The following is a 24,097-nucleotide window of genomic DNA, read 5'->3' on the forward strand; positions in this document are numbered from 1 at the left end:
TCTATTTTAACAGAGTGTCTCCCTATTTACTTGTATAAAATTTCAAAAGAACGGAGCCTAGAGGATTTCACTCCCCAAGCTCCGTTCTTTTTTTATTGACTGGGTTTTGTCCCAGCCTCTTTTGTTTACCAATATCCATAAGGGCTGTAGTAGGGTGGATATGAATATGGATAATAGCCACCGCCATATGGAGGGTATCCTCCGTATGGTGGGTATCCTCCGCCGTAGCCACCGCCATAGCCACCTCCGTACGGTGTAATTGCATTGCCAAGGAAGCTACCAACTAGGCCGCCAAGGAATGGTCCGCCGAAGCCGTATCCAAATCCGCCTCCGCCGAAGCCTCTTCCTTCGCCAAAACCTCTACCTCCATCAAAACCTCTGCCTCCATGAAAACCTCTATTACGTGACATCTTCCTCCCCCTTTCCCACTATCCTATTCATTGGGCTTAGTAAGGGGTAGGCTGTCACCTATTATGCTTCTGCGGAGTCTTCAGCTAAACGCTCGATGAATGTAGCCAGCGTTCTTGTCATTGCACCTGTAGCCCCTTTAGGTCCAAGCGCGTGTGCAGCACTCGCTTCAGAAGTTCCTGCAATATCCAAATGAATCCACGGTGTATCACCTGCGAACTCACCGACAAAACCTCCGCCGAAAATCATATGACCATCACGGCCTGGTGAATTATTCAAGTCCGCTACTTCACTCTTACGCAGACGTTTCTTATCGCTTTCCGTTAACGGAAGACGCCATACGAATTCTCCTGTCTCTACAGAGGCTTCCATGAAGTCTTCAAAAAAGGCTTCGTTATTCGTCAGTGCGCCTGTTTTGTCTTTTCCGAGTGCCACGATAACACCGCCAGTAAGGGTTGCGATATCGATCAGGTAATTCGCGCCAGATTGTTTTGCATACGTAACTGCATCTGCTAATACAAGACGTCCTTCTGCGTCTGTGTTCAGGACTTCGATCGTTTTTCCTGACAAGGATGTAATGACATCATCCGGTTTGAACGCATCACCGGATACCATGTTGTCTGTGGAAGCAATTACTGCGATGACATTTTTAGCGGGACGTAATTCTCCGATAATCTGCATCGCGCCATAGACTGCTGCAGCACCGCCCATGTCCCCTTTCATGCCGACCATGCCTTCTCGAGGCTTCAATGAGTAACCGCCCGTATCATACGTGATCCCTTTACCGACGAGCCCTACGACGTCTGTCCAGTCTTCTTTACCGCCTGCGTACTTGAGTACAATTAGACGAGGTTCTTCAACGGACCCTTTGTTCACTGCGAGAATTGCACCCATACCGAGTTCTTCCATTTCTTTTTTACCAAGGACTTCGATTTCAAATCCGTATTTTTCTGCAAGCATTTCTCCGTGCTCTGCCATTTTAACCGCAGTTAAGATATTTGGCGGTGTATTTACGAGTGTACGTGCTGAATTCACAGCATCCGCGTGAACAACGCCTACTTCAACTGCTGCTTTCAATTCATCTTCATCTGCAGCACTGATCAGCTCAATTGTTTCAAACGCAAAGTCTTTTTCATTCGAAGTGGTTTTGTAATCTGCAAATTGGTAACTGCCTAAAACAATTCCTTGTACAGAAGCAAACGCAACATCTTCTGCCGTCAGTTCATCGGTAGTGAAAGAGTCTGCCAAAATGGAAACGCTTTCTGCTTTCATCGACTTAAGCTCTTTTCCTACTTTCGAGAACGCTTCAAGCAATGCTTCGTCTGTAAGCTTTTTAGGTGCACCTAGTCCAATGAACACAACCCGTTTAAATGAACTGCCCCCTATTGCTAGAAGCTTAGTTACCGTATTTAGGTCGGTTTTAACATCTCCGGATTTTACCCATCCGTTCAATTGGTCATTAAACGCTCCATTGATTGTGCTCCATCCCTCTTTGTTCTCTGGATGATCTGATAATCCTACTACGAGCACTTCAAGTGTGCTGTCCGTCAACTGTTTGTTTGCAATGATAGTTTTCATTTGACTACCTCCTCATTTTCATACATTCTAATTATATACCAGTTGAAGAAGAAACGAAAAAATATTCTTCGGTTTCCGGACTATTTGCCATTATTATTTTTAACGAGGAGTGCCTACATGACAATCTTGAGCAATGTGCCACTGTTGGTTGCACTATTCGGAATCCTTTTCGCACAATTTGTAAAGATTCCGATTCATTTTTTACTCACTCGTGAGCTCGATTGGAGATTGATGACCTCTACTGGAGGGATGCCAAGTTCTCACTCTGCCGCGGTAACCGCCCTCACGACTGCTATTGCATTTGAGCATGGACTCGATTCTTCACTGTTTGCGATTTCTGCGATCTTTGCAGTAATCGTGATGTTCGATGCAAGCGGCGTCCGTTACCAAGCAGGACAGCAGGCCCTGATCATCAACCAGATACGTGCTGATTTTCAAACGTTCGTCAGTGGAACGAAAGGTTGGATAAAGAAAGACGAAGAACAAAAGATTGTGGAGTTGAAAACTTTACTCGGGCACAAACCAAGCGAAGTTTTCGCAGGGGCCCTCACTGGAATACTGATTTCTGTCATCACTTATTCATTCATTATTTAAAAAACGCTCAGGCACATTTGCCTGAGCGTTTTTTTAAAACATCTGATAGCCTTGTTTTCTTAAAATCTTACTTACTATACCTGAGATAATCGCACCCACCATACCGCTAGAAAGAATCACAACGTCAACTGTGTGCAATGCCATCAGCTTATCTCCGAGCATACTGAATGCGTGACCCGGTTTCGTAATATATTCATATGCCTTCACTTCATCAATAATCAAAATAACGACAATCGGGTAAATAATCGCCATGATCCACGACATGCGCAGCAGCATGTTGAGCAAAAAGCCAATCCCGAAAAACATGACAATAAAGATGAGGACAGACAGAATAATCTCCGTCAGTGAAATTGTACCCAAAATGATGACCTCCATTTTCCTTAGTTCATTTTACCGGATTCCGCCGCTTCTTTCAACAGCTGACGCAAGTGTCATGAAGTTGTTGAAAAGTATAAAAAAAACACCCGTCTAAAAAAATCAGACGAGTGCTAAGAAATTTGTATTAAAGGATGTCAAACTTTCCTTTTTTAAACGTAAGGCCCGCTCCGCCAATTAGGTATAGAGCACGGTTATCGACCATCTTTTTCATGAATGACGCTTTTTTACCTGTCATCTTCTTACCGAAAGCAACGCCGATTGCATCATCCGAACCAAGAGAAGCAATGCTTCCTTTCAAGTCAGGAACGAAAGTCTGTGTTGGCTGCCCCTTCATGAGAGCGATCAGGTTATTCGCACACATATCCCCTTGCTGCATCGCGATTTGAGCAGTTGGCGGATAAGGACGGTTAATCTCTTCATTGATCATCAATGCACAGTCACCTACTATGAAGACATCGTCGTAGCCTGGCGCACGAAGATCCTTTTCAACTTTAACGCGGGCACGCATGTTTTCAATGCCAGTCTCTTCGATTAGGCGGTTACCGCGGACACCTGCTGCCCATACAACCGTACCTGCTTCGATGAATTCAAATTCATCGTCGCCTTTTTTCAGTTTAACGCCTTCAGGAGTCGCTTCCACAACCGGTGTTCCGATTGAGAATTCAATGCCTTTAGATTTCAACTGACGTACTGCGTATTCAACCAATTCCGGGTCAAATCCAGGAAGGACCATAGGCGCTGCTTCTACGCAAAGTACTTTTACTTTGTCTGCAGGCACATCGAACTCTTCACAAAGTTCAGGGATGCGATCGCCAAGTTCTCCAAGGAATTCAATTCCTGTAAATCCAGCGCCACCTACAATAATTGTAAGACGGCTATCTGCTTTTACATCTTCAAGAGCCCATGTTGCAAACTGATATTCAATGTGCTCGCGGATTTGGCGCGCTGCATTCACATTTGCAATTGAAAGTGCATATTTATCAAGACCTGGGATTCCGAATGTTTCGCCTTCAAATCCAAGACCAATTACTAGATAATCATAGCTTTGCTGACCAACAGATGTCGTTACAAGTTTTGCTTTAACGTCGATTGCTTGTACTTCAGCTTTCACGAATGTAACTTTGTCTTTTTTAATAACGCGGCTAATGTCATAGCGTACTTGTTCAGGTTTTAAAGTACCTGCAGCAGCTTCGTGAAGCCAAGTAGATTCATAGTGATAGTCATTTTTGTTAATAAGGATGATTTCAGCATCGTCTACGCCAAGAGATTTTTGCAGATTAACAACAGTCGATAATCCACCATATCCTGCACCTAGAACTAGGATTGTAGGTCTTTTTTTCACGAGAATCGGTTCCACCTTTTTTGTATGATGTGCCGGTTTGTAAAAATCACGTGATTCCTACAATCCAGCGCTTTGATTTGCATTCCTCATTTATAGTAGCTTGTTTGAACTACTATATCAATAGCTGATTTGTAATATAAACCGACTTGTAGAAATAACTTCTAAGAGACTTCACAAACGACTAGGAAACAGGCCATTTACGGGAGGCGAACCAGTTTCTTCCACGGGTAAATGCTTTTCAGACTCAAAACAAAAAACCTTATTGACGAGTAGTTTACACTCTACAAGTCAACAAGGGATTTAGTTTGCATTATTTCTTATCGATAGCATTAATCACAGTTTGCAGGGGCCCCTGCTTTCTTCGCTGTTCTGAATGATGTTCCGCAACCGCATGATGCGATGGCGTTCGGGTTTTCGATGGTGAATCCGCCACCCATCAATGACTCTTTGTAATCGATTTCTGTACCTGCTAAAATATCTGTATCTTCACTCGAAACGACAATTTTTACTCCGTGTAATTCAAGGAGTTGGTCTGTCGCGTACTGTTCAGCGTCAAAACCCATTCCATAAGTAAGACCGCTGCACCCGCCGCCGTTTATAGAAACACGTAAAAAGGAGCCTTGTTCCCCATTGTGCTCCATCATTTCTTTGACACGGTAAGCCGCTGATTCAGACAAGTTAATTAGTTGTGTCATTGTATCCCTCCTAGGTTATTTCAATCATATCAATTCTTCAATTTACAATGCAATGAGTTCACCTTGACTCACAAAGGTTTGCTATAATGGTGTAGGTTGCACGAAAGGATGATGCACTGTGCAAGTGACACCATTTTATGATAAACACACAGCTTGTTTGAATTGTAAGGTACCGTTCACAACGACAAAAGTTCGATCTCGATTCGTAAGGGTATCTTCTACAGACAGTGATTTCAAGCCGAACTATTTGGATCCAGCTGTAAATCCCTTATTTTATAATATCGCGGTTTGTCCGACATGCGGATTTTCGTTCACCGATGATTTTTCTCCGAATTTCGCACAAGGAACCAAAGAGCAGATTGAATCGATGATTACAGCAGGATGGAAACCTCATTCACTTGGCGGCATACGGGAAATCGAAGAAGCTATCTCTTCTTATAAGCTTGGCTATTTAAGCGCCATGGTGAAAAAAGAAAAAGCACTTACAATTGCTGGTATTACGATCCGAACTGCATGGCTCTATCGTATTCAAGAAAATCATGAAGAAGAGCACCGTTTTTTAACACTTGCAAGAAACTTGTACGAAGAGGCCTATATCGCTGGTGACCATATCGGAACACAAATGTCAGAAACACGAGTCCTTTACATGGTAGCCGAATGCTCATTGCGCATAGGAGATTCTGAGAAAGCTACACAATTTTTCTCAAAGATTATCGAAAACCAACGGACTTCGACGGAGCCACAGCTTATCGAATTAGCAAAAGAACGCTGGCAAGAAATGCGCCAGCAAAAAAAATAAGGAACGGGCAATTGTGGCCCGTTCCCATAAAGCCCATTGGCCATTAGAAAACTTGTTCTACTTCTACAACACCAGGTACTTCTTCGAGAAGAGCACGTTCGATACCGGCTTTTAATGTAATTGTGGAACTAGGGCATGTACCGCATGCACCAAGCAGGCGCAGCTTAACAATTCCGTCCTCCACATCGATTAGTTCACAGTCACCGCCGTCACGTAAGAGGAACGGACGTAATTTATTCAATACTTCTTGAACGGATTCGTTCATCGTTGCTTCTGTCATAGGTTTTAAACTCCCCTTTCCTTATAGTTATTATAAACTGGATCGTGAAAAAAATCCAATAGAGAATCAGGAGGCGTTAAATATGAACGCAAAAAAGGTTACAGTTGAAGTATACGGCGCAGATGTAATTTGTGCAAGTTGTGTGAACGCACCGACGTCAAAAGATACATACGAATGGTTAGATGCTGCGATTCAGCGTAAATATCCAAATCACCCTTTCGAGATTGTCTATATTGATATTGAGTCAGATATTAAGGATGCGCGTCAGCGTCAGCTTGCTGAGCAAGTAAAAGATGAGGAGTACTTTTATCCGCTAGTAATTGTAAATGAAGAAGTGATTGGTGAAGGCTATATTCAGTTGAAACCGATTTACAACGAACTCGAAAAGCATGGATTCATATCTGCAATGTGAGTGATAATATGGAAAAAGTAATTGAGAACTTTAATGGTTCGAATCATAATACAAAAAACGTGTGAGGCAAAATTGCCCCACACGTTTTTGTATTTCAATTAACCATTATGCCATTTGTACATCCAAAGTACACCTGATTTTAACAATCGTGCGATTCGACCCGTTACAGTACGATCTGCCAAGTAAGCAAATCCTTGTTTTTTCCCAAGGGAGCCCATGAATCCTTTGAGTTTAATTTCCGGCATTGTTTCTGGAAGGGATTCGCTATTCCAGACATGCTTTAGAACTGTGACGATCTGCTCACCCTGTCCTTCAGCCAGCTGTGCACTTGGCGCATGTGGAAGCGAAGCGATATCACCGACAACGTAGACGTCTTCGAAGCCAGGAATTTGGTGATACTGATTCAACACAATTCGATGTGAGTTATCTTTTTCCACTTCCAATTCACGCACGACTTTTGTAGGTTGAATTCCAGCCGTCCAGACGACAGCATCCACTTCAATTTGGTCTTCGTGATTATAGAGGAAGTTTTCATCCACTTTTGTAATGTTAGAGTTTGCAATCACATCTACATCATTTTTTTCAAACCAACTTTGTATGTAGTTGCTGAGTCGTTCAGGGAAATCACGTAATATGCGTGGTCCTCTGTCAAATAGTTTAATATTCAAGTCAGAACGACTTTCGCGCAATTCACTTGCGAGTTCGATTCCGCTTAAACCTGCACCAACAATCCCTACTGTCGCACCGCCATTTAAATTTAGAAGCGTTTTGTATGTTTCGCGTGACTTACCGATTGTTTGAATACTATGCGTGAATTCTTCTGCCCCAGGAACGTCATGATAATTGTCTTCACAACCAAGTCCAATGACTAGTTGGTCATACTGCAACTGTTTGCCATCTGTAAGCAACACACATTTTTCTTTCACTTCAATGCCTGCAATTTCTCCTTCGATCACCTTCAAGCGCTCGTGTGTAGGAAGGGCTACACGTACATCGCTATCGGGTACAGTACCAGAAGCGAGTGCATAGAATTCCGTTTTCAAGCTGTGGAATGATGTCCGATCGACTAGAGTGACTTCCACATCTGCTGGTAAGTTATTCAAAACCCGCAGCAAAATACGCATATTGCCGTAACCGGCTCCTAATAGTAATAGTTTTTTCATAATGGTCTCCTTTGTCTGAGAGATTTCCGTTTTTCCTCACGTATGAGTATAACAGTTTGTGACTTCCTTCACAATAAGCCAGAGACTTTGACTGATGAGGAAAAAAAGAGTACGATCGATAAAGGTGAGGTGATGGGTGTGAACCCAATAGTTGAATTTTGCATTAGCAATCTAGCAAATGGTTCTCAAGAAACTCTCGAGACCCTTGAGAAGGATTCGAATCTAGATGTGCTGGAATATGGGTGTCTCAGCTATTGTACAAAATGCGCTGAATCGCTGTATGCTCTCGTGAACGGTGAAGTCGTTGAGGGAGATACACCGGCTGAGCTGACAGAAAACATTTACCAGTTCATTGAAGAGAATCCTCTCTTTTAAAATAGAAAGAAACGAAAGGACTTGTCCAAAGTATGGGCAAGTCCTTTTTGTTGTGTATGAAGAGCCGTTGTTTCCGCTTTAGGCACGAACAAATCCTAGTAGACTCTATCTGCTCTTTAACAAGTACAGATAGATCACTTAAGAAATTCCTTATATAGTTGTGTAAATCCATTCGGCGAGTGTTTTAAACATATACGTAGGCGCTTCTGGTTTTGCTGCTACTTCTTCGAGTGAAGTGACACCGCCCTGCAGATGAACGGTGTCGATTCCATAACGGATGCCAGAGAGGATGTCCGTATCATAGTTGTCGCCAATCATGATCATTTCCTCTTTCGATGCACCGCTTCGCTGTTGAATGATTTCTAGCATGAAAGAGCCTGGTTTGCCGAGTATCGTTGGAGTGACACCTGTTGAGGCTTTGACAAGTTCTGTGAATGCACCGTTTCCAGGCACTAATCCAAGCTCATTCGGCAATGCGAGGTCCCCGTTAGTGGATAGAAACTGTGCGCCATTCCGGATAGCCAAGCAAGCTGAAGCCAGCTTATCGTACGTAATTTCATGGTCAATCCCCATGATGACGACCTCCCCGTCTGACTCGACAAGTGTATGTCCTTCAGCAAGTAATGCTTCACGCAATCCTGTTTCCCCAATCATTTGTACAGTCTTTCCTTTAAAGTGCTGCGCACAATATTTAGCACCTGCAATAGCTGAAGTCATGATATGCTGTTCTGTTGTTGTAATACCAAGACGCGCCAATTTTTGGTGCTGCTCCGAAATTGAACGTGACGAATTATTGGTGATGAAATACGGCTCAATGCCGAGACGCTGTATCGTATGGATGAACGCAACTGATTCTGGAATTGCTTCTTGGCCTTTGTAAACAGTGCCATCTAAATCAAAGCAAATGGTTTTATAGTGTTTCATGGGGTGAATCCTCTGGAAGAAAAGCCGAGACTGGCCCTAATTCGTTTTCTAAATAAGTAAGTACACGGCTTGGGAACTTTTCAAGTGAAGGCAGACTTGCTGCCATCGTTTTTTCAATTTCTGCCAAGTCGACTTTCATAAAGTCTCGAACTAGCATTTTACGCAGTTCAATCATTGCTTTAAGAGGTGCTTCCATTCCTTTATCAATTACTTTTTCGTCTTCCATAATGTCAATGATGTCCTCGTAGCTCCCGGGGTCACGCATGATGAAGCCGTCGATCATTGAGTTTCCAACGTCGATAATTGATTCGATTACACTTTGCGCAATTCGTTCCAAGGCTAATTTCTTGAGCATACTCTCTGTCCAGTTTTGTTCACTTGAAAATTGCATTAGCAGTTCTTCCATATAGGATAATGTTTCACTAATTTTTTTCCTATCAATAAAATACATTCGGGTTCCTCCTCAATTTGGATATTTCCTAATCGACCAAGACATACGGAAAAGGACGTCACAGAGAACTCTCCAGAGACGCCCGATCCATTAGGTATTATGAAGGTTGCGGATTTTCTTCTTCCACAGTCGTTTCCTGTGTTTCATTCGCATCCGCTTCCTGTTTTTTCACTTTCCCTACTTTTTTCAAGATAAAGTGGGCACAGCCAAAGTTACAGTATTCGTACAAATAATCTTGCAGCGTACTGATTTTTGTTTCATAAGTCGCCTTCGCATTACGATCTTCGAAAAAACCTTTAAGACGCAGTTGCCCGTATCCCCAGTCTCCAAGAATGTAATCGTATTTTAACAGAATTTCACTGTATCGACTCATTAGAGCTTCCTCGTCAAACCCTTCACGAAAGTTTTCGATGAGGTCAAACTGGTACTGATCCAACGTAATTAGTCGTTCTGTCATGTCGACTCAGCCTTTCACAGTCAATGATTCGAGCGCTTCTTCGCCTCTGCGCTGACGCTCTTTCGCTGCTGCGTTCACTTGCTCGTCCGCATGATAACTTGAACGGACAAGAGGCCCTGATTGGCAGTGCGAAAAACCTTTACTCATCGCAATTTCAAAGAGTTGCTTGAATTCTTTTGGCGTGTAATATTTTTGTACATCCAAGTGCTTTTTGGTTGGTTGCAAGTATTGACCGATAGACATGATATCCACTTGGTTCGCACGCAGATCATCCATTGTTTCCAGGATTTCATCCCACGTTTCACCTACCCCCAGCATAATTGAAGATTTCGTAGGAATTTCAGGATACATCTCTTTGGCACGTCGAAGCAATTCCAATGAACGGTCGTATTTTGCACGAGCCCGGACTCTTGGTGTCATTCGTCTGACGGTTTCGATATTATGATTTAAAATGTCTGGTTCAGCATCCATTAACCGCTTAATATTTTCATACTCTCCACCCATATCTGAAGGCAGTACTTCTACAGTTGCAAATGGATTTTTTCTGCGGATTGCGCGGATCGTCTCAGCGAATACACCTGAGCCGCCATCCTTTTGGTCATCTCGTGCGACAGCAGTGACCACGACATGTTTTAAATTCATGAGCGCTACAGAATCTGCAACACGTTCTGGTTCTGCTAAATCGAGTTCCGTAGGCAATCCTGTTTTGACTGCACAAAAACGGCAAGCACGTGTACATGTATCACCTAGTATCATGAATGTCGCCGTACGGCGTTCTCCCCAGCACTCATGGATATTCGGACAGCGCGCTTCTTCACAAACGGTATGTAGATTTTTTTCGCGCATCAATTTCTTCAAGTCTGTATAGTTTTCATTGGTATTCAGCTTAATTTTGAGCCATTCCGGTTTACGGATATGCTCTTTTTTATTTTCCACCCCGGGTTTGCAAGACACAGTCATCGACTCCATTCTATATTAACGTAAACTTTTCCTCACTTCCAATAATGTATCATAGATTTAAGTCGTCAGCAACTTGCCTTTCTGCGCTTCACCAAAAGAAAAACGCCCAAGTTATGGACGTTTTTTCTTCACTTAAGAAGTTAGTTTAATGACCGCCTAAGTAAGCGTTTTTCACTTCTTCACTTGCTTGCAGCTCAGCGGCAGTTCCGGACAAAATCACACGTCCTGTTTCAATCACATATCCTCTGTCTGCGATGGACAATGCGATGTGCGCATTTTGCTCGACCAATAGAATTGTCGTACCCGCTTCACTAATGTCTTTCACTGTTTCAAAAATCGTTTTTACCATAAGTGGTGCTAACCCCATAGAAGGCTCATCCAGCAAGAGTAACTTCGGCCGGGCCATAATCGCTCTTCCCATCGCAAGCATTTGCTGTTCTCCCCCTGAAAGGGTTCCAGCTGTTTGTTTTCGCCGTTCGTAAAGTCTTGGAAAAATACTGTAGACCTTTTTCAAGTCTTTGTCGATCTCAGCTTTGTCTTTTCTTAAGTAGGCACCTAATTCGATGTTTTCTTCCACCGTCATATCTGCAAACACTCTTCTGCCTTCAGGTACTTGTGAAACGCCCATCTTCACAATCGATTGGGCAGGTTTTCCGTTAATTGGATTTCCTAAATAGTGAATGGATCCTTCTTTTGGTTTCAGCAGTCCTGATAATGTTTTAAGTAATGTACTTTTGCCTGCACCGTTTGCACCGATCAACGTTACAATTTCTCCTTCATTTACTTCCAGTGATACCCCTTTTAATGCATGGATGCTGCCGTAGTAGACATTTAAATCTTGGACACTCAGCATGCTCATACAACTTCCTCCCCTAAATACGCTTCAATAACTTTTGGATTGTTCCGGATTTCTTCCGGCGACCCTTCCGCAAGTAGTACGCCATGGTCAAGAACGTAAATTCGTTCACAAATCCCCATTACCAGATTCATATCGTGCTCGATTAATAGAATCGTTAAACCGAATTGCTTTCTAATGAATGCGATTAAATCCATCAGTTCTTTGGTTTCGAATGGGTTCATACCTGCAGCTGGTTCATCTAACAAAAGCAAATGTGGATTTGCAGCAAGCGCACGGGCAATTTCCAGCCTGCGCTGTTTCCCATATGGTAGATTTTTGGCGGTTTCGTCTTTGTATTTGTCGAGTTCAAAAATCTTCAAGAACTCCAACGCTTTCGTTTCCATTTCATGTTCGCTTTTAAAATAGGAAGGCATCCGGAAAACGGAACTCATTACAGAGTCTTTTGCATGTGTATGGTACGCCACTTTTACGTTATCCAAAACAGATAATTCGTCGAATAGCCGGATATTTTGAAACGTACGGCTCATCCCTAAACGAGTTATTTTAAATGGAGGCAAGCCGTTAATCTTCTTTCCGTCGAAGAAGATTTCTCCTTCTGTTGGAACGTAAACACCTGTCAGCAAGTTAAAACTAGTCGTTTTGCCTGCACCGTTCGGGCCGATCAATCCTACCAATTCACCTTTGTTTATCTTCAAGTTGAATCCAGATACTGCTTTTAGTCCCCCGAATTGGATACCTGCACTTTGCACATCTAACAATACCTCACTGCTCATGCTGGCTCCCTCCCTTCGGTTTCATCCACATCTTCAAGTAATCCGTAAATTCCATTTTACCCATCAATCCTTTTGGACGGTATAGCATAACGATGATAAGAACAAGACTGTAAATGATCATTCGAGTCTCAGGGAAGTCTTGTAGGAATGTCGATACAATAGTTAGCAAGATCGTCGCAACAATTGCACCAGAGAGACTGCCGAGCCCTCCAAGAACGACATAAATCAAAATATCAATCGATTTCAAGAATCCAAAGTTCGCAGGCTGGATAATGTAGAAGTTGTGTGCATATAACGCACCTGCTACACCAGCAAAGAACGAACCGATTGCGAACGCGAGAACTTTATAATACGTAGTATTGATGCCCATTGCGTCTGCAGCAATTTCATTTTCCCGCACTGCGATACACGCACGGCCATGTCTGGAATTCGTGAAGTTGACGATGACTAGAATCGTTACGAAGAGACAAATGAATGTATAGGTCCATGTCGTCAAGTGCGTAACTTGCATTCCAGCTGCCCCGCCAACATAATCGATGTTCAAGAAAATAATCCGAATAATTTCTGCAAATCCGAGCGTTGCGATAGCTAGGTAATCTCCGCGGAGACGTAAACTCGGAATTCCAACAACAAGTCCAGCTAGTGCTGCTGCGATTCCAGCAATCAGGATAGCAGCAATGAATGGCAAGTCGAGTTTCATCGTCAAGATGGCAGATACATAGGCACCTACTGCCAGGAAACCGGCATGCCCGAGTGAGAATTGACCAGTTATCCCGATAACTAAGTGCAAACTGACTGCCAGCATGATATTAATTCCCATGAAGATCAGTGTATTGGAATAGAAATTATTTAAGAATCCACCGCTGATCATGAACTGGATTGCAGCATAGATTGCGATAGCTAAAACGGCAAAAACCCAAAACTGCTTAGACTTTTTCATCATTTCAATTCACCTACACTTTCTCTCTTGTGTTTTTACCGAAGATGCCAGAAGGTTTAAAGATCAAGATTAAAATCAAAATGATGAACGCTGCTGCATCTCGCCACAAGGAGAATCCAAGGGCGCTCACTACTGTTTCCACTACACCTAGTACAAGTCCGCCTGCTACAGCTCCAGGTATGATTCCAATACCGCCGAGTACAGCAGCAACAAAAGCTTTAAGACCAGGTATAACGCCCATCAATGGGTCGATTTTAGTGTAGTAAATACCGAAAATAACTCCAGCGGCTCCCGCAAGTGCTGAACCAATTGCGAATGTAGCAGAAATTGTGTTATCCACATTAATGCCCATCAATTTTGCAGCTTCAGCGTCATAGGATACAGCGCGCATCGCTTTTCCAATTTTCGTCTTATGTACGATGAACTGCAAAACCAACATCAGAACTACTGATACTGACAAAATCAAGATTGCCTGCGTACTGATCTGAGCACCTAAAAAGTTGAATGATTTGTTTTCAAATACTTGTGGATATGCAGCTGGCTGTGCACCTCTGAAATAGATGACTCCATTTTGTATCAATAACGATACACCGATTGCCGTGATAAGCGCCGCGATTCTCGTCGCATTCCGAAGGCGTTTGTAGGCTATGCGTTCAATCAGGACGCCCAGCAAGGCACATACTGCCATGGATAACAATAATGCCGGGAAAAAGCCTAAGCCCCATCCTGAAATCGAAATATATCCGATGAATGCACCAATCATGAATATTTCACCATGTGCAAAGTTTATAAGTTTAATAATGCCGTATACCATTGTGTATCCTAATGCGATTAGCGCGTAAATACTGCCCAGTGAAATACCGTTGACGAGCTGTTGAATCCATTCCATGAAGTTTCACTCCTTTTTCACGTCTAGCGTTCATAAAAAAAAGAAGGCAAGGAGAGAGTATCCCCCGCCTCCATGAAATTAAGGATTTACCTTCGTATTGAACACTTGCTCGCCATCCTTGTATTCAAGGATCGTCGCTGATTTAATCGGGTGGTGGTTTTCATCCACTGAATAGTTACCTGTTACAAGGTCGAGTCCATCTGTTTCTGCAAGTGCGTCTTTAATCTTTGTAGAATCGACACTGCCAGCACGTTCGATTGCATCTTTCAGCAAGTACACTGTGTCATAGCCAAGCGCATTGAATGCATCTGGTGACTTTCCATACTCTTCGTTGAACTTATCATTGAACGCTTTAACCGCGCCGTCTGGATCGTCAGAAGAATAGTGATTTGTTGTAAACGTATTGTTTAAAGCATCTGCTCCTGCAAGATCCATCAACGTTGGAGAATCCCAACCGTCAGCACCCATTAATGGTACGTCAATTCCCATTTCACGTGCCTGCTTTACAATCAATCCCACTTCTTCATAATAACCAGGGATGAAGATGAATTCAGGCTTTGCGGATTTTATACGTGTCAACGTTGAACGGAAATCAGAGTCTTTCGCAACATACGATTCTTCCGCTACTACTTTACCGCCTGCTTTTTCAAAGTCTTCTTTAAAAGAAGCAGCTAATCCTTTAGAATAATCACTCGCATTATCCGAGAAGATGGCAACGTTTTTAACACCTAGGTCATTTGCTGCGAAGTTCGCTGCGACCGTTCCTTGGAAAGGATCGATGAACGAAGTACGGAATACGAACTCATTTACTTCTCCTTTTTCGTTCACCGTAACTGTCGGGCTTGTTCCAGATGGACTAATTAGGGGAGTCTTATTATCATTGGCAATTTGGGCTTGTGCCACAGTTGCTCCACTTGTCGCTGCTCCAATAATCGCAACAACATTTTCTTGCGTTGTCAGCTTAATCGCTGCGTTCGTTGCTTCAGCAGCATCTGACTTATTATCAATCTTTACAAGTTTGATTTTTTTGCCGTCAATTCCGCCATCATCATTGATTTCATCGACTGCCAGTTGAATACCGTCTGCTTCAGATGTACCGTAGGAAGCAACAGCTCCCGATAATTCTAGGTTGACCCCGATCTTAATCTCATCGCTGTCCTTAGATCCTGACGCCCCGTCTTTGTCATCCTGAGAACAACCTGCGAGAAGACCGACGCCAAGCGTCATTGCTGCTAGTAAACTCCATGCTCTGTTAAACTTCATTTCTCTTCCCCCTATTTTAACTATTCTGAAATCGCAACAGAAAGGACAGCCTTGGCCTGGATGCAGTCATCTTTGCCTCTCTATTTCTTTCCGTAACCCTATTCTAAAACAAACTTCTAATTCAGTCTATACAAATTTTCAAAATCTTATTACTAGATTGTTAAATTGTTTCGTTTCCCGTCATATCTACCTTCTAGATAGTGGGAACTATTGCTAATTTCCTAGTTTATATATCGGACTATAAAAGAAAAAGGTATTCCCCACAACTATGCGGGAATACCTTTTTAGCGATTATTCGGCTATGACATTTACAGCTTTTTTTGAATTCCGTACATTCCATACTGTAAATAAAGCAGCAAGAATAATAATTACAGCAGCAAGACCCATCCAAATCGATCCTGTTAGTCCAAGAACGATATACCCGCCAGTCGCAATTCCTGCCGCCATCAGCGCATAAGGTAACTGGGTCGCAACGTGGTCAATGTGGTTACTTCCTGCCCCTGTGGATGAAAGAATCGTCGTATCTGAAATCGGTGAACAGTGGTCACCAAATACTGCACCCGCAAGAACTGCTGAAAGTGCTGGCAACAATAGTTCCGGCGCTGCATTCACCATAATCGTTCCGGCAATTGGAAGTAAGATTCCGAAAGATCCCCACGACGTTCCTGTAGAAAATGCCATCAGTCCTGCTAACACGAACAATACAACCGGCAGGAAAGCTACAGGAATATTAGACTTCGCAACAACTTCAGATAGGAACAATCCTGTTTCTAAAATATCAATTAAGTGAGTCAGCGACCAAGCTAATATTAGTATCAATACCGCAGGCATCATCGCTTTCACACCGCTGACAAATGCCCGACCTATCAAGCCGGCAGATGCTGTCTGATTCACTTTGAATTGGGATGCATAAAGAATAACGGCGATTGCAGTACCCGCGAGACCGCCAATGACTAAAGAAAGCGGAACGTCTGTGTTTTCAAAGATAGACCAAAGATTCAACTCTCCGCCGATTCGGTACCCCGTAATAACCATCGAAGCAAGCGTCACAACTACAAGTGTTACAATCGGTGCCACTAGATCCCTTACACGACCGTGACTGTGTTCAGGAAACTCATCTTTCAATTGACCTGGAATTTCTTTTTCAGGATCAAACAGCTCACCTTTTTCTTCTGCACGGTTTTCGTGATCTTTCATTGCGAAAAAGTCGATATTCGTCCAAGCGAAGAAAAAGACCATAGCTAACGTAGCAATCACGTAAAAGTTCATCGGTGCCATCATGAGAAATGCTGAGAGCGGTGAATAATTGACAGATGCTGTCGTTGCTAAAATGATTGCAAGTTGACCAATAAGAAATGCTCCCCAACTCGACACTGGTGAAATTACACAAATTGGTGCAGATGTGGAATCAATGAAATACGCTAGTTTCGCACGAGAAATCTTATGTCGGTCTGTAATCGGACGTGCGATTTGACCTACCGCAAGTGCGTTGAAATAGTCATCTACAAAGATTGCAATTCCTAATACCATAGTAAGCAGTTTTGCACTTCTGCGTGTTCGGATGCGTGTTACAGCCCACTCCGCAAAAGCACGGCTTCCTCCTGATAGACTAACAAGTGCCGTAATAACACCTAAAAATAATATGAACAGCATAATGAATATGTTATACGTATTCACTTCTCCATCAGTCCAAAATGAGACGATGAGCGCTTTTCCTAACTGCGTCAATGTTTCCACTGGTGCAAAGGAAGCGACTAGTAATGCAGCGGACAAAATTCCTGCCCCGAGTGAAAGCAGTACCCGCTTTGTCGTGAGCACCATTACTATGGCGATCACTGGTGGCAGAATCGATAACCAAGTTCCAATCATTCCAATCTCCTCCTTCAAGTTGTTGAGGTAACCGGGGAAATAAAAAAGCCGGTACCCGTTTCACTTTGTTCAAGTGGACCGGGTACCGGCTGTCTACATGTCGTTGTTTGATAATCACTTTCGTTATCTCACTGACGATTGTAGCTCATCATGGACAATCCAGCTGTCCCTGACAGTGCCATCCCTTTTCGAAATGACCCCAGCCTCATGGAATTGACGTTCCATCAGACTTCGGCAATGCTTCCTTTCACGCATGGTCTGCGATGTCACTCTCGCATGCGGTACTCTTAAACAATGCAGCCTCTACCCTATCGATTACGTTATTACTCGTTCATCATAACAAGAATCGATTCAGGATGCAAGGTGACTTACGGTTTCTTCACATCCTCCAATGGGACTTCTATATTCGCAGGACTCTGGCCTCCCTTCGTATAGATTTGCGGAACAACACCTTGGATGATTCCAATTGCTATAGGAAATTCCTGAACAACCGTACTTTGTTTTGTTGCGATTGGAATAATAATTTGCACATTCACAGTAAGTACCGCATTCACTTCCATGTATACATTATTTATTCCATATTCTCTTAGATTGGTATCGATATCTCCATGGACATCTCCCAAAATATGAAAACGGATTGGAATCTTAGGTCCTAAATTTCCGAGAAGCGGGATTCCTGCCACTTGCCCAATCGGGACGAAGAAAACAACCCCTCCGTGTTTCTCCATCCCTTCTGTATCAAAATCCAATTCTTCACTCTGAGGAAGCATATCTAAATCCCCGGATTCTGCACGTTCCAAATGTTCTTCCACAAGTTCATGAAGTTCCGCCATAATTTGGTTAATGGTTTCCGCATCGATCTTTAATGTAACGGTTTCAGTCGAATCGTTTGGTATATTCAAAAGCACATCGTTTACATCTAACACACTCGATGATCTGGATTGAATTGCCTGACTGATGACGTGCGCCGCAATTTTTCGCGTTTGCACCTCTGCATAGTTCATATATAAAGGCTTCAATTTCATATTCAAATAATAAAAACTTAAAACAATTGATAAAAGAAGCACTGGAATGATGAGTTTAATCCATCTTCTCTTTTTCTTCCGCTGTTTAGGGACTTGCATATGGAATTTCAAAAAGCGACGCCTCCCTTTCCTACAATATGAAAGGAAGAAGTCGCTTATACCTCGTTATGAAGTTGTTCCAAAATACGATTTCCCATACCATGCAGCGATATCCCGAAGCATTTCCGGTGCGATATAGTCGATCTTTTCGAATTTCATATTCGGATAAAAGAATCCGAACGTAAACATATCCAAAGTTGCAAGCTTGTAGTCTGCTAGCGGATCGACTAGCTTTCCGTTCACAAATAGGTCATCGTGCTTCATCGTGAAATTCTCGTGAATCATGATGCCCATAAGCGTTCCTCTAAAACCGAGCCCTCTCACTTCCGTCCGCGGCCAATCGGGATGACAAGATTCTATGTAATAATCTCGCAGCGCTTGGCCCTTTACAGTGAGTATACAAGCGTTAATAGGATGAGGGAGCACACGGTGTAAATCTCTTTTCGTGACTATTCCCTCGGGGAGACTTCCAAGGAAAATCCCGGCATTGAATAATCCGCAGTCTGCTTTTGTATAGGCAAGCAAGGCTTGTCCGAAGAATTCCGACAGCGGACTTTTGCCAAATAAGTTCTGCTTAAGTATTGTCGGGGTCATGAATACTTCTTCATCCAACGCTTTTGTACCTTCGTCTATCATCTTCTGGATTGCGTAAACTTCATCTTCTCCTGCTTCAAGCTCGTCTGCTAGAATCACCTCTGCACGTTTGCCGATCACTTGTTTGTTTTGAACCGTAAGTGTTACATGACCGACATACTGACCAAACTTTCCAGTCGCAGCAAGCAGTGTCTCTCCAACAAGTTCTCCATGTACAAACAAATGATGCGTATGCGCGCCTAAGATCACATCGATATCCGATGTCTCTTGTGCCAGCAAACGGTCTTCATGGACACCTAAATGGGAAAGGCAAATCACGCAGTCCGAAGTGTTGCGCAGTTGTGATGCGAGTTCCCTTAAAATACTGCGTGGCTCTTGTATCGTCCAGCCAAGTTTTTTGTAAAACAACTCGTATTCAGCAGTTGCCGCGATAACTGAGACTTTCAAGCCGCTCGATGTTGTAAACGCCGTATAGGGGACAGCCCAGTCAAGCTGCTCTCCATTTTCATCCAATAAATTCGCAACAACGACATCGAATTGAGCATGCTCATATAATTGTGCCAACGCACTATGAGAAAGCGTAATCCCTTCATTGTTGCCAATTGTTACGGCATCATATCCCGCACGATTCAACAGTCCGATATTCCCTTTACCTTCTGTCGCTTCGGTGAATGGATGAGAGCGATCAACGTAATCACCAAGATCGAAAACGAAACAAGACTCCCCTATCTGTTTGTGATGTGCCCGTTGGTTTAACAGATATTCGCTGATTCCCGGCCAGTTTTCAAAGTGACTATGAATGTCATTTGTATGATAAATATGAATGGTTTCTGTGTTTGCAGTGATCATTCTCATCCCCAAATCCCATCAATAATTGAATTAATCCCGAATAAGAGCAATAACACACGTAACACGACTACGAGAGTTTCCGAGCTCATCTTTTTGTTCAGCATCGATCCGAGCGTTCCTCCGATATAGGCGCCGGGGATGACAGCGAGTGAGTACAGCCATGGAACGTGACCTAAGTAGATGTGTGTTCCTGAGTTAATGAGTGCTGACAGGAATACCATTAGCATCGATGTCCCTACTGCAACGTGTGGAGGGAAAAGGAATAACAACAGCATGGCTGGGACAATCATTGCACCACCGCCGATTCCAAAAAGCCCTGACATTAAGCCAATGACAAACGTAAGAAGCAGAGCGAACCAAATTGGATACCCATAGACGTGCGTTTCTCCTTGCGGATCTGTAAAAGTAATTTTCTTTCCATGATCCACGAACCAATTGATTGGTTTTAAATATTTTCTAACTAACAAAAGACCAGCTAAAAAGATGAGTAAAATCCCGAAATATAAGTTGAAAGAACCTAAATCGAGACTTTTGTTGAAGAAAGCACCCAAAATTGTGCCCGGCACACTTCCTGCAAAGAAAATGAGGCCGCTTTTATAATCGACCGTTTTGGCTTTCATATGAAATGTCGTCGATGACAATCCATTGAAGACCATCATGATGACGGACATCCCGACAACTGTTTGCGGAGTGACGTGCGGAATCCAGCCTAAGTCAATTCCGACTAAAATCGTGACAGGTACAAATATCGTACCGCCGCCAAGGCCAACGAGTGACCCTACGACTCCTGACAGCATTCCGATGATGATCAGTAATACGTATTCCATCCGTTATTCCCCCTCAAAGATGTCGAGCTGTTTAGGAGCCAAATCTTCGAAAGAGAGTTGAAGCATTTTTTGAAAACGTTTGGCATTCTCTGCTGCATGACCACCTGAATTATTATTAAAGATAACGGCTACGTATTCGGTTTGTTGCGCTAACTCCTCAACTGCTGTTTGAATTCCCTTTAACTCTCGATCTGTATAATCATATAAGTACCGGACTTTGCGCCAGTGTTCCCTGCTTCCTCCTGGATTCTGCCAGCCTGCAACGTTGCGACCGTGCAGCCGGATGACTGCTTTGTCACTCCGGGTGGCAGATGGGATGAACGGAACACTGCCAGTTCCAGCTTGCGGTTCATCCGCAATGACATGGATCAGATTATTCTCTCTTAGGAACTGAAGAGTCTTTTCTCGGAATTCTTCCGCATACCAAGACTGGTGACGAAATTCAATTCCGATATCAAATCCTTCAAGATGTTTACATATGTATCGTATTTCATCGACATTCTCTTTGACACAATCGAACCAAGGCGGAAACTGAACTAAAACGAGTGAAAGCTTACCCGCTTTTTGCAGCGGACCCATCGATAGCCGAAAAAGGTCAAACATTTCCTCTTTCGATTCGTAAGGCAGTTCTCCTCGCAAATGGCCTGTCATCCCTTGATAGGCTTTGACGATAAACCCAAAATGGTCCGGCGTTTCCCGAATCCATTTTTGAATGTTGCGTTCTGGTTGAATCGCATAGAACGTAGCATCCAGTTCCACAACAGGAAAGTGTGAACTGTAGTCCATCAATTTTTCTTTTGCTGTAGATGAGGGCGCATACACATCTGGGTGATCGCCCCATCCGGTTAATCCGATTTCTATCATATACAGCCCTCCATTCTTGTACAATTCAGTTACCCTCATCATAGCATACCTAATCGGTTTTTCTGAGATGGAAACGCTTATTAATGCATGAAAAATGACCTTTGCATGGATGCAAAGGTCATCGATCAGTTTTCTTCTTTTACATAAACGGTCCAGCCATTTTGAACCCGTAACAAGTTCGCCGCGAGCTCTGCGTGTTGTTTGGAAGGAAATGTACCTGTTACGAGACGGAATTGCTGTTTCGGATTAGAAGCGGAGGTTTTCATCGTGATCTCTGTTTTAACGCTTTGTAACTGAACATACTCAACAATCGCGTCCGCGATTGCTTCTCCTTGTGCTTTTAGCTTTCGGGGGTCTCTTAGGGATTGAATATCCGTCCGCGAATCCATAAATCCACCTTCAATGAGTACAGCAGGCATAGCGGTCTCTCGAAGAACGTGTAAATTTTTCTTGCGTACACCCCGATCACGCAACCCCATTACATGGATTATGCGGGGCTGTATGCAGTGAGCAAGTTGTTCCGCTTTTGAATTTTTAGAGTTCCCGTCGAATACATACGTTTCAACACCTCCCCAGTCTCCCCAGAAGCCCGTATTCGCATTGTGATGAATAGATACATAGACATCCGCGTTCCATGCATTGGCTTTGTCGGTGCGTACTTTTAACGGGACATCTACTTTTCCTGTGGGGTCGTCTACTCTTAGCAGTTCCAGTTGTGGATATGCTTTTAGTTTCGACTGAGCTGCTAATAGGACTGTATTGTTGAATGTCCATTCTTTTTCACCGTCAGGAGTCTGTTTTCCAGCAGTAGGCAATCCGTGACCTGCATCTAACACTATCTTGAATTTCACTATAGACACCATCCTTTATGAGTTTGTTCATGGTTTATATAGAATGATTGACACGATAAGTATACAAAGTTGACTGACTGAAATCGTTTGACGATAAAATGATATGCAATCCGGTTCCAAGAACGAAAAAGCCTCGTACACTTTTGCGAAGTGTACGAGACTTTTGGTTAATATAATTATCCGATTGAACCTTCCATCTCAAATTTAATGAGACGGTTCATTTCAACGGCATATTCCATTGGAAGTTCTTTCGTGAATGGCTCGATGAAGCCCATAACGATCATTTCTGTAGCTTCTTGTTCTGAAATACCACGGCTCATCAAGTAGAAGAGCTGTTCTTCAGAGACTTTAGAAACTTTTGCTTCGTGCTCAAGTGAAATATTGTCGTTCAGGATTTCGTTGTATGGAATCGTATCTGAAGTAGATTTGTCATCCATGATGAGCGTATCACACTCGATATTAGAACGAGCGCCTTCTGCTTTACGGCCGAAGTGAACGATACCGCGGTAAGTTACTTTACCGCCGTGTTGAGAAATGGACTTCGATACAATCGTAGAAGACGTATTCGGAGCCAAGTGCATCATTTTTGCGCCAGCATCTTGGTGCTGTCCTTTACCAGCGATTGCGATCGACAATGTCATGCCGCGAGCGCCTTCGCCTTTTAGAAGAACTGCAGGATATTTCATCGTCAACTTCGAACCGATGTTGCCATCGATCCATTCCATCGTTGCATTCGCATCACATACCGCACGCTTCGTTACTAGGTTGTATACGTTGTTCGCCCAGTTTTGAATCGTTGTATAACGGCAATACGCATCTTTTTTGATGATGATTTCAACAACCGCACTGTGAAGTGAGTTCGTTGTGTAAACAGGTGCAGTACAACCTTCTACGTAGTGAACGCTTGCGCCTTCATCTACGATAATCAATGTACGTTCGAACTGTCCCATGTTTTCAGAGTTAATGCGGAAATACGCTTGAAGCGGTGTTTCCACTTTAACGCCTGGAGGTACGTAGATGAAAGAACCGCCTGACCAGACTGCTGAGTTTAACGCAGCAAATTTGTTGTCAGAGTTCGGAATCACTGTACCAAAATGCTTCTTGAACAAGTCTTCGTTTTCACGAAGTGCAGAATCTGTATCTTTGAAGACGATACCTAAGTCTGTAAGTTCTTGTTTCATGTTGTGGTAAACCACTTCAGATTCATACTGTGCAGAAACCCCTGCAAGATACTTTTGTTCCGCTTCAGGAATACCTAGTTTATCAAACGTACGTTTGATTTCTTCAGGTACTTCATCCCATGAAGTTTCTGTTGCTTCGGATGGTTTTACGTAATACGTAATCTCATCGAAGTTTAGTGAATTCAAGTCGCCGCCCCATTGTGGCATTGGCTTGCTGTAGAACAATTCAAGAGACTTCAGACGGTAGTTTAACATCCATTCTGGTTCTTCTTTCATACGCGAGATTTCTTCAACGATTTCTTTTGTCAATCCACGCGCAGAGCGGAATACGGACACGTCTTTGTCATGAAAACCGTATTTGTAATCGCCGATTTCAGGCATTTGCTTAGCCATTTGAA

Annotated in this window: 27 protein-coding genes and 1 riboswitch; of the genes, 4 read left to right on the plus strand and 23 right to left on the minus strand. The window is 43.2% G+C overall.

Annotated features, from left to right (window positions below):
* Positions 1–125: 125 nt before the first annotated feature.
* A complete protein-coding gene (locus QT716_RS13110) occupies positions 126–410 on the minus strand; it encodes a hypothetical protein (RefSeq protein WP_317936543.1) in 285 nt (94 codons plus the stop codon).
* A gap of 61 nt (positions 411–471) precedes the next feature.
* Entirely contained in the window at positions 472–1,986 is a 1,515-nt protein-coding gene (locus QT716_RS13115; RefSeq protein WP_317936544.1) for a leucyl aminopeptidase, read from the minus strand.
* Between the two features lie 117 nt (positions 1,987–2,103).
* Between QT716_RS13115 and QT716_RS13120 the strand changes: the two genes are divergently transcribed.
* Positions 2,104–2,580, plus strand: a complete 477-nt coding sequence (locus QT716_RS13120; protein WP_317936545.1) for a divergent PAP2 family protein — start codon at positions 2,104–2,106, stop codon at positions 2,578–2,580.
* 33 nt (positions 2,581–2,613) lie between these two features.
* Here QT716_RS13120 and QT716_RS13125 read toward each other — a convergent pair whose 3' ends face one another.
* The 3 genes from QT716_RS13125 to QT716_RS13135 all read right to left on the minus strand — a co-directional run bounded on the left by QT716_RS13125 (position 2,614) and on the right by QT716_RS13135 (position 4,995).
* Positions 2,614–2,955 (minus strand): YuiB family protein, encoded by a 342-nt coding sequence (locus tag QT716_RS13125; RefSeq protein ID WP_317936546.1) that lies wholly within the window; start codon positions 2,953–2,955, stop codon positions 2,614–2,616.
* Between the two features lie 127 nt (positions 2,956–3,082).
* Positions 3,083–4,300 (minus strand): NAD(P)/FAD-dependent oxidoreductase, encoded by a 1,218-nt coding sequence (locus QT716_RS13130; RefSeq protein ID WP_317936547.1) that lies wholly within the window; start codon positions 4,298–4,300, stop codon positions 3,083–3,085.
* A gap of 329 nt (positions 4,301–4,629) precedes the next feature.
* Positions 4,630–4,995, minus strand: a complete 366-nt coding sequence (locus QT716_RS13135) for a HesB/IscA family protein (protein WP_317936549.1) — start codon at positions 4,993–4,995, stop codon at positions 4,630–4,632.
* A 118-nt stretch (positions 4,996–5,113) separates the two neighbouring features.
* Here QT716_RS13135 and QT716_RS13140 point away from each other — a divergent pair, with 118 nt between their 5' ends.
* Entirely contained in the window at positions 5,114–5,794 is a 681-nt protein-coding gene (locus QT716_RS13140) for a DUF2225 domain-containing protein (protein ID WP_317936550.1), read from the plus strand.
* 43 nt (positions 5,795–5,837) lie between these two features.
* Here the strand turns inward: QT716_RS13140 and QT716_RS13145 are convergent, their stop codons facing one another.
* Entirely contained in the window at positions 5,838–6,074 is a 237-nt protein-coding gene (locus QT716_RS13145; protein WP_025782972.1) for a NifU family protein, read from the minus strand.
* An 82-nt stretch (positions 6,075–6,156) separates the two neighbouring features.
* Between QT716_RS13145 and QT716_RS13150 the strand changes: the two genes are divergently transcribed.
* Positions 6,157–6,486 carry a YuzD family protein gene (locus QT716_RS13150; RefSeq protein ID WP_317936551.1) on the plus strand — a complete coding sequence of 110 codons (330 nt, stop codon included), beginning with the start codon at positions 6,157–6,159 and terminating at the stop codon, positions 6,484–6,486.
* A 98-nt stretch (positions 6,487–6,584) separates the two neighbouring features.
* Here QT716_RS13150 and QT716_RS13155 read toward each other — a convergent pair whose 3' ends face one another.
* Positions 6,585–7,649 (minus strand): NAD(P)/FAD-dependent oxidoreductase, encoded by a 1,065-nt coding sequence (locus QT716_RS13155; protein WP_317936552.1) that lies wholly within the window; start codon positions 7,647–7,649, stop codon positions 6,585–6,587.
* Positions 7,650–7,787: 138 nt separating this feature from the next.
* Between QT716_RS13155 and QT716_RS13160 the strand changes: the two genes are divergently transcribed.
* Positions 7,788–8,024: a YuzB family protein gene (locus QT716_RS13160; RefSeq protein WP_317936660.1), complete on the plus strand. Its 237-nt coding sequence runs from the start codon at positions 7,788–7,790 to the stop codon at positions 8,022–8,024.
* Positions 8,025–8,174: 150 nt separating this feature from the next.
* Here QT716_RS13160 and QT716_RS13165 read toward each other — a convergent pair whose 3' ends face one another.
* From QT716_RS13165 to sufB, 16 genes are all read right to left on the minus strand, one after another.
* Positions 8,175–8,948: a TIGR01457 family HAD-type hydrolase gene (locus tag QT716_RS13165; protein ID WP_317936553.1), complete on the minus strand. Its 774-nt coding sequence runs from the start codon at positions 8,946–8,948 to the stop codon at positions 8,175–8,177.
* Positions 8,935–9,399, minus strand: a complete 465-nt coding sequence (locus tag QT716_RS13170) for a DUF86 domain-containing protein (RefSeq protein WP_317936554.1) — start codon at positions 9,397–9,399, stop codon at positions 8,935–8,937. The genes QT716_RS13165 and QT716_RS13170 overlap by 14 nt, the downstream gene beginning before the upstream one ends.
* A gap of 97 nt (positions 9,400–9,496) precedes the next feature.
* The gene (locus QT716_RS13175) at positions 9,497–9,856 is read right to left on the minus strand and encodes a YutD family protein (protein ID WP_317936555.1); all 360 of its coding nucleotides are present in this window, start codon (positions 9,854–9,856) and stop codon (positions 9,497–9,499) included.
* 6 nt (positions 9,857–9,862) lie between these two features.
* Positions 9,863–10,792, minus strand: a complete 930-nt coding sequence (lipA, locus tag QT716_RS13180; protein ID WP_317936556.1) for a lipoyl synthase — start codon at positions 10,790–10,792, stop codon at positions 9,863–9,865.
* Positions 10,793–10,961: 169 nt separating this feature from the next.
* On the minus strand, positions 10,962–11,669 hold the full coding sequence (locus tag QT716_RS13185) for an ABC transporter ATP-binding protein (protein ID WP_317936661.1): 708 nt from the start codon (positions 11,667–11,669) through the stop codon (positions 10,962–10,964).
* A gap of 2 nt (positions 11,670–11,671) precedes the next feature.
* The gene (locus QT716_RS13190; RefSeq protein ID WP_317936557.1) at positions 11,672–12,448 is read right to left on the minus strand and encodes an ABC transporter ATP-binding protein; all 777 of its coding nucleotides are present in this window, start codon (positions 12,446–12,448) and stop codon (positions 11,672–11,674) included.
* Positions 12,438–13,388 carry a branched-chain amino acid ABC transporter permease gene (locus tag QT716_RS13195; RefSeq protein WP_317936662.1) on the minus strand — a complete coding sequence of 317 codons (951 nt, stop codon included), beginning with the start codon at positions 13,386–13,388 and terminating at the stop codon, positions 12,438–12,440. The genes QT716_RS13190 and QT716_RS13195 overlap by 11 nt, the downstream gene beginning before the upstream one ends.
* Before the next feature lie 13 nt (positions 13,389–13,401).
* Positions 13,402–14,277, minus strand: a complete 876-nt coding sequence (locus QT716_RS13200) for a branched-chain amino acid ABC transporter permease (protein WP_317936558.1) — start codon at positions 14,275–14,277, stop codon at positions 13,402–13,404.
* A 78-nt stretch (positions 14,278–14,355) separates the two neighbouring features.
* The gene (locus tag QT716_RS13205) at positions 14,356–15,540 is read right to left on the minus strand and encodes an ABC transporter substrate-binding protein (RefSeq protein WP_317936559.1); all 1,185 of its coding nucleotides are present in this window, start codon (positions 15,538–15,540) and stop codon (positions 14,356–14,358) included.
* A 291-nt stretch (positions 15,541–15,831) separates the two neighbouring features.
* The gene (locus QT716_RS13210; protein ID WP_317936560.1) at positions 15,832–17,409 is read right to left on the minus strand and encodes a Na+/H+ antiporter NhaC family protein; all 1,578 of its coding nucleotides are present in this window, start codon (positions 17,407–17,409) and stop codon (positions 15,832–15,834) included.
* Between the two features lie 133 nt (positions 17,410–17,542).
* Positions 17,543–17,723: riboswitch (Lysine riboswitch) on the minus strand.
* Positions 17,724–17,777: 54 nt separating this feature from the next.
* A complete protein-coding gene (gene yunB, locus QT716_RS13215; RefSeq protein ID WP_317936561.1) occupies positions 17,778–18,545 on the minus strand; it encodes a sporulation protein YunB in 768 nt (255 codons plus the stop codon).
* 54 nt (positions 18,546–18,599) lie between these two features.
* A complete protein-coding gene (locus QT716_RS13220) occupies positions 18,600–19,982 on the minus strand; it encodes a bifunctional metallophosphatase/5'-nucleotidase (protein ID WP_317936562.1) in 1,383 nt (460 codons plus the stop codon).
* A complete protein-coding gene (locus QT716_RS13225; protein WP_317936563.1) occupies positions 19,979–20,803 on the minus strand; it encodes a sulfite exporter TauE/SafE family protein in 825 nt (274 codons plus the stop codon). Before QT716_RS13225 ends, QT716_RS13220 begins: the two co-directional genes overlap by 4 nt.
* A 3-nt stretch (positions 20,804–20,806) precedes the next feature.
* Entirely contained in the window at positions 20,807–21,667 is an 861-nt protein-coding gene (locus tag QT716_RS13230) for a DUF72 domain-containing protein (RefSeq protein WP_317936564.1), read from the minus strand.
* 125 nt (positions 21,668–21,792) lie between these two features.
* Complete coding sequence (locus QT716_RS13235) at positions 21,793–22,518, minus strand: N-acetylmuramoyl-L-alanine amidase family protein (RefSeq protein WP_317936565.1); 726 nt, start codon at positions 22,516–22,518, stop codon at positions 21,793–21,795.
* 176 nt (positions 22,519–22,694) lie between these two features.
* Positions 22,695–24,092, minus strand: coding sequence for a Fe-S cluster assembly protein SufB (gene sufB / locus QT716_RS13240; RefSeq protein ID WP_317936566.1), 1,398 nt, complete (start codon positions 24,090–24,092; stop codon positions 22,695–22,697).
* Positions 24,093–24,097: the final 5 nt, after the last annotated feature.

It is taken from the genome of Sporosarcina aquimarina (assembly GCF_033253705.1).
In the GTDB taxonomy this organism is placed as follows: domain Bacteria; phylum Bacillota; class Bacilli; order Bacillales_A; family Planococcaceae; genus Sporosarcina; species Sporosarcina aquimarina.